The 14,017-nt window shown below is 58.5% G+C and carries 14 protein-coding genes; 7 read left to right on the top strand and 7 right to left on the bottom strand.

The genetic code is table 11. The annotated features are described in order from the left end of the window. Nucleotides 1-32: 32 nt before the first annotated feature. Entirely contained in the window at nucleotides 33-1,586 is a 1,554-nt protein-coding gene (locus M0D64_RS13380) for a methyl-accepting chemotaxis protein (RefSeq protein WP_266258030.1), read from the top strand. A gap of 54 nt (nucleotides 1,587-1,640) precedes the next feature. Here the strand turns inward: M0D64_RS13380 and M0D64_RS13375 are convergent, their stop codons facing one another. The 5 genes from M0D64_RS13375 to M0D64_RS13355 all read right to left on the bottom strand — a co-directional run bounded on the left by M0D64_RS13375 (nucleotide 1,641) and on the right by M0D64_RS13355 (nucleotide 5,830). Next, nucleotides 1,641-2,432, bottom strand: a complete 792-nt coding sequence (locus M0D64_RS13375) for a hypothetical protein (protein ID WP_266258029.1) — start codon at nucleotides 2,430-2,432, stop codon at nucleotides 1,641-1,643. 250 nt (nucleotides 2,433-2,682) lie between these two features. Continuing rightward, nucleotides 2,683-3,330 carry a glutathione S-transferase family protein gene (locus M0D64_RS13370; RefSeq protein WP_266258028.1) on the bottom strand — a complete coding sequence of 216 codons (648 nt, stop codon included), beginning with the start codon at nucleotides 3,328-3,330 and terminating at the stop codon, nucleotides 2,683-2,685. Between the two features lie 128 nt (nucleotides 3,331-3,458). Further along, on the bottom strand, nucleotides 3,459-3,794 hold the full coding sequence (locus M0D64_RS13365; RefSeq protein WP_266258027.1) for an NIPSNAP family protein: 336 nt from the start codon (nucleotides 3,792-3,794) through the stop codon (nucleotides 3,459-3,461). 125 nt (nucleotides 3,795-3,919) lie between these two features. Beyond that, complete coding sequence (locus M0D64_RS13360; protein WP_266258026.1) at nucleotides 3,920-5,017, bottom strand: alkene reductase; 1,098 nt, start codon at nucleotides 5,015-5,017, stop codon at nucleotides 3,920-3,922. A 66-nt stretch (nucleotides 5,018-5,083) separates the two neighbouring features. Next, the gene (locus M0D64_RS13355) at nucleotides 5,084-5,830 is read right to left on the bottom strand and encodes an SDR family NAD(P)-dependent oxidoreductase (RefSeq protein ID WP_266258025.1); all 747 of its coding nucleotides are present in this window, start codon (nucleotides 5,828-5,830) and stop codon (nucleotides 5,084-5,086) included. 181 nt (nucleotides 5,831-6,011) lie between these two features. Here M0D64_RS13355 and M0D64_RS13350 point away from each other — a divergent pair, with 181 nt between their 5' ends. The 3 genes from M0D64_RS13350 (at nucleotide 6,012) to M0D64_RS13340 (ending at nucleotide 9,726) form a co-directional block, all read left to right on the top strand. Beyond that, nucleotides 6,012-6,935 carry a LysR family transcriptional regulator gene (locus tag M0D64_RS13350; RefSeq protein ID WP_266258024.1) on the top strand — a complete coding sequence of 308 codons (924 nt, stop codon included), beginning with the start codon at nucleotides 6,012-6,014 and terminating at the stop codon, nucleotides 6,933-6,935. Nucleotides 6,936-7,260: 325 nt separating this feature from the next. After that, nucleotides 7,261-8,562, top strand: coding sequence for an MFS transporter (locus M0D64_RS13345; protein ID WP_266258022.1), 1,302 nt, complete (start codon nucleotides 7,261-7,263; stop codon nucleotides 8,560-8,562). A 51-nt stretch (nucleotides 8,563-8,613) separates the two neighbouring features. Continuing rightward, a complete protein-coding gene (locus M0D64_RS13340) occupies nucleotides 8,614-9,726 on the top strand; it encodes an NADH:flavin oxidoreductase/NADH oxidase (RefSeq protein ID WP_266258021.1) in 1,113 nt (370 codons plus the stop codon). Between the two features lie 188 nt (nucleotides 9,727-9,914). Here M0D64_RS13340 and M0D64_RS13335 read toward each other — a convergent pair whose 3' ends face one another. Then, a complete protein-coding gene (locus M0D64_RS13335) occupies nucleotides 9,915-10,655 on the bottom strand; it encodes an SDR family NAD(P)-dependent oxidoreductase (protein WP_266258020.1) in 741 nt (246 codons plus the stop codon). A 284-nt stretch (nucleotides 10,656-10,939) separates the two neighbouring features. Between M0D64_RS13335 and M0D64_RS13330 the strand changes: the two genes are divergently transcribed. Beyond that, the gene (locus tag M0D64_RS13330; protein WP_199203044.1) at nucleotides 10,940-11,401 is read left to right on the top strand and encodes a MaoC family dehydratase; all 462 of its coding nucleotides are present in this window, start codon (nucleotides 10,940-10,942) and stop codon (nucleotides 11,399-11,401) included. Between the two features lie 20 nt (nucleotides 11,402-11,421). Further along, nucleotides 11,422-12,303, top strand: coding sequence for an NAD(P)-dependent oxidoreductase (locus M0D64_RS13325; RefSeq protein ID WP_266258019.1), 882 nt, complete (start codon nucleotides 11,422-11,424; stop codon nucleotides 12,301-12,303). A 10-nt stretch (nucleotides 12,304-12,313) separates the two neighbouring features. On the opposite strand, the gene M0D64_RS13320 is transcribed toward M0D64_RS13325, so the two are convergent. After that, complete coding sequence (locus M0D64_RS13320; protein WP_171926422.1) at nucleotides 12,314-12,907, bottom strand: TetR/AcrR family transcriptional regulator; 594 nt, start codon at nucleotides 12,905-12,907, stop codon at nucleotides 12,314-12,316. A gap of 96 nt (nucleotides 12,908-13,003) precedes the next feature. Between M0D64_RS13320 and M0D64_RS13315 the strand changes: the two genes are divergently transcribed. Continuing rightward, nucleotides 13,004-13,972 carry a zinc-binding alcohol dehydrogenase family protein gene (locus M0D64_RS13315; RefSeq protein WP_266258018.1) on the top strand — a complete coding sequence of 323 codons (969 nt, stop codon included), beginning with the start codon at nucleotides 13,004-13,006 and terminating at the stop codon, nucleotides 13,970-13,972. Nucleotides 13,973-14,017 lie beyond the last annotated feature (45 nt).

The raw sequence follows: 14,017 nt of genomic DNA, 5'->3' as shown, positions 1-14,017 counted from the left end.
CAATCGCAGGGGGCGTAAGGATAATGAAAAAAATGACGATTGTTCGCTGGCTCGCTATGACACTCGGTGGCGCGTTGCTCGCGCTGGCGGTGGTCAGCGGCTACGGATTAATGCAACTTCGCGCATCCTATCAGCGTATCGAAGGGCTGGAGACGCGCACGGTGCCGAGCCTGAAATCGATATCAGCCGCGCTTGATAACGTTGCCGCAATGCGGCTTGCCGTTTACCGCTATGTGGTCGACGGCGTCGACGATGCCAGCCGGTCAGGCATGAAACGGGAAATTGCCGAATCAGACCGTCAGTTTGACGATGTGATTGCTCGCGCGCTGGCTCACCAAGTCTCCGACGACGTCGATCGAAAACTGTTCGAAGCGGATCGCACTCGCATGGCCGCGTATCGCGACGCCCGTCAAACGTTCTTCGAGAAGATGCAGGTGGGCGAGCGCGATGGCGCCCTCGCGATGCTTCACGACAGCGGCGCCGTTCATAACGCTGCGCTGGCGCTGAACGATGGGCTGCACGAGCATCTGAGCGAGGACATCGCTCGCAGCAACCTCGTGCGCGAAGAAAACGCAAATGCCTACCGATTCGCGTTCGGCCTGATGCTCGCCGTTGCAGGCGCAGCACTCGTGGTGACCGGGGTACTGGGGAGCCGCCTCTATGCGCTTATCAGCCAGGGTATGCGCCAGATGCAGGAAACGCTTCAGCGGGTCAGCCAGTCACTGGATCTTTCGCAGCGTGCAAGCGTTGTGCGAATGGACGAGATCGGTCACACGGCAACGGCATTGAACAGCCTGCTTGAGCAGATGGCCGGCGTCGTCGCGGAGGTGCGTTCATCGAGCGATGCGGTCGGTGTGGCGTCGAAACAGATTGCCGCCGGCAACCTCGATTTGTCTTCGCGTACCGAACAGCAGGCCGCGTCGCTGCAACAGACGGCCAGCAACCTCGGCGAACTCACGGCAACAGTGCAGCAAAACGCCGACGCAGCGCGCCAGGCCAACGCGCTTGCTATCAGCACGACTCGAATCTCTGATGAAGGAAATATGGCGGTCGAACGGATGGTCGACACGATGAATGAAATCGCGTCGAGTTCCTCGCGGATCGCGGAAATCATATCGATGATCGAAGGAGTCGCCTTCCAGACCAACATTCTCGCATTGAATGCGGCGGTTGAGGCGGCGCGGGCGGGCGAACAAGGGCGGGGCTTCGCGGTTGTCGCGGCGGAGGTGCGCAGTCTTGCGCAACGTTCTTCGTCTGCTGCGAAGGAGATTAAGGATCTAATCGAGCAATCAGTAGCAACGATTCGATCGGGCTCGCAGCAGGCGCAAGAGGCGGGGCGCGCTACCGCTGAGGTGCAGCAGGCGATACGCCGGGTCGCAGGCATTGTCGAAGAAATCGCTGCGGCGTCGGATTTGCAGGGTCATGGCATCGAGGAAGTGAACGTGGCCATCGGTCAGATCGATCAGGTTACACAGCAAAATGCGGCGCTGGTCGAAGAGGCGGCGGCCGCTGCGCAATCGCTCGACGAACAGGCGACGCGCCTCGACGAGACTGTTTCCATCTTTAAAGTAAGCTCCCGCGTGTAATTTTGGCGTGTGCAATCCTTGCACCCACTGCTGATCCGGACGATGGCGGGCGTGTTACGAATGCTCTTCGATCTCGCGCCTGGTCGCGACTGAAGAAATGATGGCCGAAGCTGACAACAGGGCCCAGAGCGCAAACCCGCTTATTGCAGCACTTGGGATCAGCGAAAGAAAAAATGCCGAAATGTCGCCGACGTTGGTGCCCCACCATCTGATGGCGGCGACAGCCACCCAGTAGCTTGTGGCACCGAACTTCATTAAGCGTGTTCTCGCAATCAGGATCAGAAGCAGTGCTAGCGTTGCGATTGACGCGGATATTGGAACGCCGATCCTGACTGAATCGAAGGCGTGGCCAATTGCGTCCGCAGTTGCTGTTCCAAGGGTTCCCGCGATCAGCATAGTCAGCCAATAAAAGCCGTCTGTTTGCAATGCGCCCTTTGTTTGTTCGAGTGTCGATCGACGTCGTAGCATCACAATTCCGATGAAGACTATCACCAAGGCGGTAACAACGTCGAAGTAGGTGAGATGCGCGTGGTCTATCGAATAATCCGCGATATTGGTTGCTGCCGCTCGCACAAGGAGTATGGCGATCCAGTAAAAGGCTTCGCTGCCTTTGGCGCTTGCACGCTCAACAAGCACCAATATCGCAAACATAAGCGCTAGCACGATCAGGCCCTTGGCCGGTGCCAGCTTGAGGACGTCGGGAATGATGTCACCCAAGTTCGTTCCGCAGATGCTCGCAAGCATGATCGCCGCCCAGTATCTGGCGCTGACGTTTGGGGTGACTTTCAAACGCATGGAGATTTCCTGTTGATTGTTTGAGGAAGCGGCGACGATTTCGGCTGCCACGGGACCCGGTCAACCTTCAGTCCGCAGCAAGTCGATGCAGCATTGGCCTAAGGTCGTCAGACTGACTAATAGAACACGCTCAGGCACGAAAGAGGCGGCCAGCGGACCGCGTTCAGCAATCCCATACTGGCCCAGGAGGACTTACGCAACACTGACAAAGTAAAAGGATTATTTCTACGTTCGAGTAGTGTTCAGAATTGAGGCTTACGCACGAACTTGCCCTGAATCTGAACTGTCGGCGATGTCGCGATCATGCGCTCGAAGCCGGCCGGGACGAGATGCTTTCGTACCAGCGCCTGAACGATTGGTGAGATTCGGGAATCGGCATTTTCAGAGCATTTGCCGCGAAATCGACGGTAACGAGGGTCGTAACGTCTGCTACTGAGAATTCGTCGCCAGCGACAAACGGGGCACTTTCGAGTCGTGCATTGAAATCTGCGAAGAAGTTCAACACGCGCTGCTTGCTACGCTCGACCAATGCGGGAATCTGCTCGTAATCGTGCGGCCCAGACAATGCTCGTCCTTTCAACCCGGGCAGAGCATTTCGAACGGCTTCCATGACCGCGGCGAAACCATCCAGCTCCGCGCGTCGCTCCCACATGGTGACGAGTGCCTTGCCCTTGGCTGTCGCACCAAGAAGGGGCTTGTGTGGATAGGTTTCCTCAAGATAGCGCCAAATTGCGGGCACTTCAGTGATTACTGTTCCATCGGCGAGTTGCAACGCAGGAACCTGCATTCGCGGATTCACCGCCTTGAAAGCGTCTGAAAATTGCTCTCTGCTACCAAGATCAATCGTTCGTTGTGCAATTTCGATACCCTTCTCGGCGACAAAGACACGAACACGACGGGCGTTTGGTGAGCCTTTAGACTCGTACAGGAGAGGTGTTTCGATTGGCATTTTGTCAATCCCTTATGTCTGATGAGGTAACGGACGTTGGTGGGTCGAAGTCGTGCACCATGGAAAGGTCCATTTCGGCATACTGAAGTTGCATCGTCGGGGGCGACGATATAGTCGGAGAAGGCCAGCTATTGACTTGTGACTGAACGAGGTTGGAAGAAGGGAACAGGCTTAAGAATCAGATTTTCCATATCGACAAGCGTGTCTTCTTCTAGCGCGACGCGCCGGTATGCTTGCCACTCCGGATCTGCTTCCATGGCGTCGCGGCGTTGCTCGCGATCCGCCAAACTATCGTATTGCCAGAGATGAACAACCCGGCTAAGCGGCCCGATATGGGTCACAAAGAAACCATAGGGCTCGCCGAGATATTTTCGCTGAAGCGGCAACGCCAGGCGCTCGTAGGTCTCCAGGAATCGGGCGAGCCGGTTCGGCTTGATGGTGTAAGTACGGTGATCGAAGATCATTCTCTAGTTCCAGGGCATCTGGCCAAGGTCACACTCGGGCCACGCTCGAGTTTCTGATCCAGGTGCGTCGGCGTCGGCGTCGCGTGCCGCGAGCTTGCGAAAGCCGACGCATCTGATCTCCTTGGTCAATGTTTGGCCTCGTATATCGGGTAATCGGCATAGCCCTTTTTCCCACCGTAGTAAAACGTGTCGCGGTCGTAGGGATTGAGTAGGAGATCGCGCTTCATCCGCTCGGGAAGATCCGGATTTGCGAGGAAGTGCCTGCCGAACGCGACAAGGTCCGCGTCGGCCGCTCGAATGATTGCTTCAGCACCGGTTGCGTCAAAGCCGCCAGCGGCGATCACCGGACCACCGAATAGAGGTCGGAGTTGCCCGGCCGCCACAGGGCTCTGCGAGTCGTCTGAGACGTTTCCTGTGACCCGCGGTTCAATGACATGAAGATAAGCCAACCCATATGCCGATAGCGCGCGGGCAACGTAAGGGAAAGTCACTGCGGGTGAGCTGTCGCCCATGCCACCGAACTTGTTGCTTGGTCCAATGCGAACACCGACACGATCAGGACCCCAGACGCTTGCCACTGCATCGACAACTTCGAGGAGAAAGCGGGCGCGATTTTCTACAGAGCCACCGTATGCATCTGTACGTAGATTGGAGTTGTCCTGAAGAAACTGGTCGATGAGATAGCCATTCGCGGCGTGTAGTTCTACACCGTCGAAGCCGGCCTCTTTCGCTCGTCGGGCCGCTTGACGATAGTCGTCGACAAGCCCCGGTATTTCGGAGAGTTCGATTGCTCTCGGAACAGACGCGGCACTAGGGCCGCTCGCCAGAAGGGCCCGAACTTCGGCATGGGTCACGGACGGCGCAATCGGTGCCTGGCCGTTTGGCTGAAGATCGACATGCGATTGTCGCCCAACGTGCCAAAGTTGCAGGAAGATCCGTCCACCCTTCGCGTGTACTGCGTCGACAACTCTCCGCCATCCTGCCACCTGTTCGTCGGTATAGATTCCAGGTGATCCATAACCCCCATTCCCTGCTGGCGTGATGAACGTAGCCTCCGCTATCAGAAGCCCTCCTTGAGATGCACGCTGTTCGTAGTATGTGATCATCAGGTCGCCTGGCACGTTGCCGGGGACGTCTGCCCGCATTCTCGTAAGCGGCGCAAGCACCACACGGTGCGACAGTTCGACCGCGCCGATGCGGATCGGTGAGAAAAGCTTTGACATACAAGTTCCTGTAAATAACGTTGGCAGCGACGCTTTCCAGGCGCGTCAGAATCGAATCGATTATCGTCAACTCGCCGTCTTGCCGCCGTTTACTCTGATGATTTGTCCGGTGATAAAGGCTGCCTTGTCTGACGCGACAAAGACGACCGCATCGGCGATTTCCTCAGGCGTGGCGCCGCGCTTGAGCGGTACGGCGGAGTAGAACGCCGCACTCTTTTCGGTTGAACCAGTGAGGCGGTCCAGCATTGCTGTCTCGGTCGGCCCAGGAGCCACCGCATTCACGCGGACACCGTAAGCCGCGGCCTCGATCGCGGCGCACTTCGTGATTCCTTCCACAGCGTGCTTACTGCCCGCGTAGAGCGAGAAGTTGGCGGCGCCACGCTCTCCGAACGTCGATGAGATGTTGACGACGTTCCCGCTGCCCTGCGGCTGCATGATGCGTAAAGCGTGTTTGAGCCCCCATAGCGTTCCCAGCACGTTGGTGTCGAACAAAGCTGCGTAGGCGTCGGCAGATACATCGGTAACAGGGCCTGGCTTGCCCTCGACGCCCGCATTGTTGACGACGACATCGAGCCGGCCGAAGCGCGTCACCGCCCTGTCAACGAGGGCGCTCATTTCGTCCTCGCGACGTACGTCAGCAATGACGAACTCGGCCTCGGCACCGAGGCGGCGCAATTCTTCTTCCAGCGCTTTGCCTTCGGCCTTCCTGCGACCGGAAATCACCACCCGTGCCCCATCCTGCGCAAAAGCGAACGCTGCGGCCCGGCCAATTCCCGTCAGGGCGCCGGTAATTAGAACAACACGATTCGTCACGTTAAGTCCTCAGAGGTATGGGTTGACCGTTGTTGCTCGGGTTCGCATGGCGTCACCTGGCCAAATTCGCGGTCAATTCTGGGTTGAAACTCAGATGTGGCTTAAGCGTAGAATGTTTCGGCGGCTCGGAATAAGACTTTGTATATCTGGAGCCATATTCGGCAGGCATGGGGAGAGAACAATGGAGCTTCGACATCTTCGCTACTTTGTCGCTGTCGCGGAGACGGGTAGCTTCACGACGGCGGCCGAACAGCGGCTGCATACGGCCCAACCCTCCCTCAGCCGTCAGATCCGCGATCTTGAAGAGGAGGTGGGTGTCGATTTGCTGATACGCGGCGCCCGCGGAGTTGAATTGACAGCGGCAGGTCAGGCTTTCCTCGAGCACGCTCGTGGAACGTTAGCGCAAGCGCAGTCCGCCATTGAAGCGGCTCGACGGGCGGCGCACCGTTTAAAGCCCGTATTTGCGCTTGGATTCCTTACTGGGCAGGAGATAGAGTGGTTGCCGGAGGCGATGCGGGTTCTCCGCGACGAACTCCCGAAAATTGAGGTTACGGTCTCCAGCCAATACTCGCCGTCGCTTCGCGATGCCCTGGTGAAAGGCGATCTCGACCTCGCATTCATGCGACCGGAGCCAAACGTACCGGACCTGGAGTACCGGCTTGTTGTCAAGGAGCCATTGTTTGTGGTTTTGCCAAGTGATCACCCTCTCGCAGCTTGCGAAAAGATCGCTCTTCAGCAGTTCATCGGCGAGACGTTCATCACCGTTTCGCACACGGCTCCTACTGTCCGGACCGTCATCGACGAGTTTATCCTGCAGTCAGGCCTCGACATACGTGCAAGCTACGAAGTGGATAACCTCGCGATGGCGGTGTCAATGGTGGCATCGACGCGCGGTCTCGCGTTGCTTCCGTGTTACGCCAGGAATTTCCTTCCTTCGTCGGTGACAAGCCGTCCACTTGCTGTTGAACCGCCGACTATCGACCTGGTCATCGGCTATAGCCGGGCCAACACTTCGCCGATATTGAGTTTGTTTCTTTCCAGAATCGACCATCTACTCGCCCGCTGCAGATCGATAGCGGCCGAAAATCAAGCATCCGTGGCATAGCTGCCACGACACAGCGACGCTCGCTCATACGCATTTTCGCTCCCTTCAGAACTCAAAGCTCGCCCTCCGGCGCCGACGGATGTTTCGACACGCGCGCGAAATGCTGTCTTCCGCCAGAGCCAATTGCATGCCTCTGAGGCATCGCGGTAGATAAACAAAGTCTTTTTCAACACCGGGTTCCCACTCGTATATTCAGCGAGCCTGCTCGGCGCGCTGCCGACTGCTCATCTCGAAGCCAACTGGGAAGTTCTATATCGGTCATGGCTAATACGCAGGAAAGTGAGGCCTGACGGCTACAAGCTGTGGTTCGCGCTGATCGACGGCCATGTCGACACAACAAGCTTCAGTGCGAGTGAATAGGATGATTCGAGTGATCAGATCAAAGGCCAGTGACGGACATGTGCAGAACACCGCAGCTCGACGTAGCCGAACTCTGGATCGCAGGGCGAGTTTTTGGGTATCGTTTGGTGTCAGCACTCATACGCTATGGACGAGTGCGGCACCCGCGCTTAGCTATCGGCTCTACGCGCAAAAGTGGAATCTCTCGCTGGTGGACACCGCCGGGGTATTCACCATCTATCCCATTTTCGTTGTTAGTACGCTCGTTCTGCTAGGTGGCTTGTCCGACCAGGTCGGTCGTCGCATGACGATGTTGATTGCCCTCACATGTTCGCTCGTCGGTGTGCTCGTCATGACCGTCGCGCCCGATATCCGATGGCTTCTCGTTGGACGCGCGCTGATGGGGATCGGTGTCGGACTTGGCAGTGGTTCGTCAACTGCAGCCATTTTAGAGTTCAGTTCTGACGAAGATCCGGAGCGCTCGGCTGCGGCGACCAACATCGCTCAGGGTATTGGCTTCGCGACGGGCCTGCTTCTCGGGGGAGCGCTGATTCAGTATGCGCCGTGGCCTCTGCAGTTGAACTTCCTTGTGCTTGCTGTCGTCATCGTCGTTCTGATCGTCGGAGTCTGGTTCATGCCACGTCATGGCGGACAAGACACGCGATGGTCCGTGCGCATGCCGCGCGTTCCCGCAGATTGCCGGAACGCTTTCGCTATCGCATCGCTTGCTGCTGTCATTGCGTTCGCATCGGGCGCGATTCTGCTATCCCTCGGTGGCCAGGTGGCGCATGACCTGGTAGGGTCCGTCAACGCATTCACGAACGGTGCGATCCTGGCAAGCTTCGCAATCGTATCTGCTGTAATCACAGTTCTCTGCAGAAAGCTGTCCCCCAGGCTGCTGCTCCTTCTGGGGGCGATAACGGCTTCACTTGGGCTACTCCTGTTGTGGCTCGCGGTGAGCTGGGTCAGCTTGTCGATGCTCCTCGCCTCTACGTCGCTCGCCGGAGGCGGTTATGCACTCCTGTTCATGGGAGCGCTTTCTGTATTGAACTCTTCCGCGCCGGCCGAGCATCGCGGCGGCATTCTTTCCGCGTTTTATCTGATCGGGTATCTCTCGATGGGTATGTTCGCCCTTGTATTGGGCGGGATGGCGAGGACCTGGGGACTCGCCGAGGCTGTTACAACGGCGTCGTTCACCATCGTCGCGCTCGGGTTCGTTAGTTTCTGGCTCTCTGCCTCGCGCCCATTTCCGGTGTTCCGCAGGTATGCAGAACGGCGAGCGGATTGAGCGAGTGGCTACCAGGTGTAAGTCGCTTTGAGTCTTTGAAAAGGAATGGCTATGACGTCATTGTTCTCCAAATATCAATTCAGACGGGTGTTGGCCAGCAACCGCATTGCTGTTTCGCCGATGTGCCAGTACGTCGCAAAGGACGGGCAGGCCACCGAGTGGCACCAGGCTCATTACGCCACTATGGCGGCCTCTGGCGTGGGCCTGTTGTTTTTAGAGGCCACCGCTGTCGAACCAGCCGGACGTATCACTCCCGGCGACCTGGGTCTCTGGGACGACAGAACACAGGCTTCTCTTGAAGAAGTCGTCTCGTTCGTCAGGAAAACCTTCGATACGAAGATCGTCCTCCAGATTGGCCATGCAGGAAGAAAGGGCTCAAGCCGTGAGCCGTGGAACGGCGGTCAGCAGATATCGAAGGCTGACAGCGGCTGGGCGACCTTTGCGCCCTCTGCGTTGCCGCAGATCGACGGCGAAGAAGTGCCAGACGCACTGTGTCCTGAGGGGCTCGAGAGGATTGCGCGCGCTTTCGCCGATTCGGCCAGACGCGCCGCCGAGATCGGTGTCGACGGACTGGAGATTCACGCCGCGCACGGTTATCTGTTGCATGAATTTCTATCTCCGGTATCCAATCGACGCGAAGATATTTATGGCGGGGCGCTTGCCAATCGGCTGAGATTTCCACTTGAGGTATTCGAGTCGGTCCGTGCTGCCTTTCCAGACGAAAAACCTGTCGGCGTTAAAGTTTCGGCGACAGATTGGGTAGAGGGTGGCTGGCGCGTCGACGAAACCATCGAGCTTGGCAAGCGCCTTAAAGAGCGCGGCGCAGATTGGATCACAGCCTCTTCTGGCGGGATCTCGCCGAAGCAGAAGATCCCGGTAGGGCCGAACTATCAGGCATCTTTCGCTGAGCGGATAAGACGCGAGGTCGGGATAGCTACGATCGCAGTTGGCCTTATCACCGATCCTCATTCGGCCACCCAGATCATTAGTAATGGCGAGGCAGACTTTGTGGCACTTGCAAGGGGCATGCTCTACGATCCGCGATGGCCATGGCACGCCGCCTTTGCTCTTGGTGGGTCGGTCGACGCACCGCCGTCATACTGGCGTGCACCCCCGCAAGGCCACAATGATATCTTCCGGGTGAACAAACACGGTGCTCGCTAGTTGAGTCCAACTCATGTCTCGCGATAAGCGACTCAGACACAGGTCGCGCCTGCGACCTGCATCGGCGCGGCCTGGTCACCTTGCGGGATCTTTAACGGAGAGCCGACTGCGTTAGCTCATCAACTCTCCGTTGCGTCCACACGGACGTTGACCTTCTTCAAATCCGTAGGTCGAGTAATTGATTGCGCTCAGGCATTCATCCCACCATCAACCGTAAGATTCGTCCCGGTAACGTACGAGGCCTCTGGGCCGGCGACGAACGCTACCATTGCGGCGATTTCCTCAGCGCGCCCGTAGCGGCCGAGCGCTGTGGCGGCCTTCTGCGGCACCGCCCAATCGCCTGAGGCGGGATTCAAGTCTGTATCGATCGGTCCCGGCTGGACGTTGTTGACCGTGATGCCCCGGCTTCCCAGCTCTCTGGACAGCGCCTGGGTGAACATCCTGACGGCCGCTTTCGTGGCTGCGTAGGGCACCAGCCCGGGCGCAATAGCACGCTCGCCCACCGCCGAACCGATCATGATGATGCGCCCACCATCACTCAGGTGCTTCAGCGCCGCCTTGGTCGTAGCGAAAACGCCGCGGATGTTGATGTCGATTACTCTATCCATCTCCTCCAGTGTCGTGTCTTCGAACGGTTTCGGAATGGCCGTGCCGGCATTGTTCACCAGCACATCCAGCCGGCCGAAGGTCGCAAAAGTTTTTTCGACCGCGGCTTCGACAGCTTTGACGTCAGTAGCGTCCGCCTGGATCGCGATAGCCGTTCCGCCATTGAGTTCGATCTCTTTGACCACCGCCGATGCCGCGCTGGCGTCCTTCGCATATGTAAAGGCCACACTCGCTCCATCCGCGGCCAGACGTTTCGCGATTGCCGCACCGATGCCGCGTGAGCCACCGGTAACGAGTGCTACTTTTTGGGCTAATTCAGACATTTGATTTCCTGGAGTATGCGTGAGCGATTCACCGCGTCACTGAATCAAAAAATAGATTTGCAGTACAAATGTTCGATGTATGTTGCTGCAACGATTGTAGGTTTCCGTGACGGGTGCGACAAAGACCTTGTAAGCAGGGCGGCATGCGTTTTGGGCATGGCAGGAGAGGGCATGCCTGCATGCTCCCTCGTTCCGATTTCTCGCTTGACAAAGTGACAGACCTGTCCGTAATATTAAAATTAGTTACAGGTTAGTCGCTTTATTGTGGGCAGGTCATGGATCAGTTGAACGAGCAGCGCTATCTGGAAGATTTTGCAGTGGGGCAGACGTTCGGCTCAGGGCGGCTACGCATCGACAAGGAGCGGGTCCTCGCGTTCGCTGCCGAGTTCGATCCGCAGCCCTTCCATCTCGACGAGGCGGCGGCGCGCCACTCGATTTTCGGTGGTCTGGCCGCCAGCGGCTGGCACACCGCCGCCGTGACGATGCGGTTGATGATCGAGACCGAACTCAAGCCGGCTGGCGGCTTCATTGGCGCCGGCCTCGACGAGTGCCGCTGGCCCCGGCCCGTGCGCCCCGGTGACGAGTTGCGCGTCGAGTGCGAGGTGATCGAGGTGCGACCGTCAAAGTCTCGTCCGGAGCAGGGCCTGATCAAGCTCCGAACGACCACGCTGAACCAGGACGACGAGGCCGTGCTCGTGCATGTCGTGAACATGGTTGTGCCGCGCCGGAAACACCATTCGTCTTGATACCGGAAGGCGGGATATTCATGGACATCGGTTTCATCGGCTTAGGCGTCATGGGACAGCCCATGGCACTCAATCTGGCCCGCGCTGGCACACAACTCATTGTCTGGAATCGCTCCGCTGACAGATGCGAATCTTTGCGAGCCGCGGGCGCAACCGTCGCGACGACTCCTGCCGAGATATTTATACGGAGCCGCGTGGTATTCCTGATGCTGGTCGACGGCGACGCAATGGACGCCGTCCTCGGCCGCGGCACATCGCAGTTCGGCGCGAACGTTGCGCACCACACGATCGTCCACATGGGGACGACCTCGCCCGACTACTCGCGCGGACTCGACGCCGACATTCGCAAAGCCGGCGGCAGCTACGTGGAAGCGCCCGTCTCGGGCTCGCGCAAGCCCGCCGAAGCGGGGCAGCTCTTGGCGATGCTGGCAGGCGAAGACGCGGCCATCGAAAGCGTCCGCCCTTTGCTCGAGCCAATGTGCCAGCAGACAATGGTGTGCGGTCCGGTTCCGAACGGGCTTCTCATGAAGCTCGCGGTGAACCTGTTTCTAATGACCACAGTCACCGGCCTTGCGGAAGCGGCTCATTTTGCCGAACGGTATGGCCTCGACATGCAGCAGTTCCGCACTATCGTCGACGCCGGTCAGATGGCGAGCGGCATCTCGCGCGTAAAAATACACAAGCTGGTGACACGCGATTTCGAAGAAGTGCAGGCGTCGATCGTCAATGTGCTGGAGAATAATCGCTTGATTGCGGATGCGGCCAGAGCAGGCGGAGTCGCGTCACCGCTACTGGATGTCTGCTACGCGCTATTCGGCGAGACGTTGGCGTTGGGGCACGGGCAATCCGACATGGCGGCCGTCGTTCACGCATTCGAGGCAAGAACCGATTCCAGCGAGTGATGGCGTTCGACTAGGCCAACAACTTCGTGGCGGCATCAATAAGGTCGCCCTTCAGATTGGCCGACTCCGCTATCGAACCAGTGACATACGCGCCGTTGATGACCAGTGCTATCTGAGACGCGGTGCGGTTGGGATTACTAACACCCAGCTTGGCGACGATCGCTGCGAGCCTCGCCTGCATTTCCTCTTTGTTGTCTCGGGCGATAACCCGGCCAGGATGGTTGTCGTCGGGAAACTCCGCCATCAGATTAAGAAAGGGGCAGCCACGAAAGGCGGGGTGCGCAATCCGTTTCGCGATTCCAGATAGCAGCGCCTGCAGCAAAGCGCGCGGGTCATCGGCGTGCTTCTTTTCAACGTCATCCCACCACGCCCAGAACAACCGATCTTTCTCGGCGGCGAAAGCGCAGATCAAAGCGTCCTTGGAGTCGAATACGCGATAGAGGCTCGTCTTCGACACCCCGGATTGCTCGACGACCGTGTCGACGCCGATGGCACGTATGCCCTCGCGGTAGAACAGATCGCTTGCCGTCGCGAGGATCCGCTCGCGCGCGCTCACTTCGCCCTTGGGCGGGGCTCCCCGCCGAGGTCTGGCTCCTGCCTTCATATCCGCAAACTCCTTTGATTCGATTTTCTGGTTGACAAAGTAACAGATCGGTACCTAGTATGAAGTTACAGGTCTGTTACTTTATAGGATATACCAATGCGTGTGATCGAAGCGGAAACCTTTTCGGGCTATGACGGGTTGCGGCAGATTGAATTACCCAAGCCGCAACCGGCGAAGGGCAGGGTGCTGGTTCGTGTGACGGCTGCTGGTGTCACGCCCCTCGAATACACGCTCCTGTCGGGTGGACACCCTCGAGCCAAGGCGCCGCTGGTGCTCGGCAACGAGGGCGTCGGTGTCGTCGAGGACGCAGGCGACTCCGGGCTCGCGGTGGGAAGCCGCGTGATGTTCACCGGGCCCTACGGCGTTAGCGAGAATGGCGCATGGCAGGAATGGCTGCTGGTGAGACCGGAACATCTGGCGTCGCCTGACTCGATCGGCGACGTCGTCGCGGCCAGCATGCCGGTGGCTTATCTGACCGCACAGATCAGCCTCACCGACGCCGGGTTCAAGCCGGGCATGACGGTGCTGGCTCCAGGAATCGGCGGGTCGGTCGGCAACGCGACCTATCAGCTCGCACGGGCGCAGGGCGCCGGCAAGGTGATCTCCACGGCGGGCAGCGCGGCGAAAGCCGCGAGAGCGCGCGAGCTTGGCTTTGAGGATGTGATTGACCTCACCGAGGAAGGTCTCGCTGACGGCGTTCGTCGAATAACGGCCGGCAAGGGCGTCGATATCGTCATCGAGAGCATCGGCAGCGCTGTGACGAGTGAGGCGTTGAGCAGCCTGGGTCACGGCGGTGTCCTGATCACGTTGGGCTATTCCGCAGGACGCAAAACCACGATCGATGTCACGGATCTCATCTGGAAGCGCGCGCGGATGGCCGGCTTCTCCCTGTTCGCCCAGTCACCGGCCGCGATCGCCACTGCGTGGCAGCACATCATTCCGTTAGTCGTAAGCGGATCAGTCAAGCCGATCGTCGAGCGGGTCTATCCCCTCGCTGAAGCGCGCGAAGCCTTGCGTCACCTGATAGAGGATCGGCCGTTTGGCAAAGTTATTTTAACGATGTGACCGATATGACAAGCGGATATTCGCGGCTCCCAGGCTCGCCTCGTT

Origin of the sequence: Paraburkholderia sp. WS6 (assembly GCF_030464835.1) — a bacterium.
In the GTDB taxonomy this organism is placed as follows: domain Bacteria; phylum Pseudomonadota; class Gammaproteobacteria; order Burkholderiales; family Burkholderiaceae; genus Paraburkholderia; species Paraburkholderia madseniana.
The sequence above is the reverse complement of the archived record's forward strand: the minus strand, read 5'-3'. Positions and strand labels throughout refer to the sequence as shown.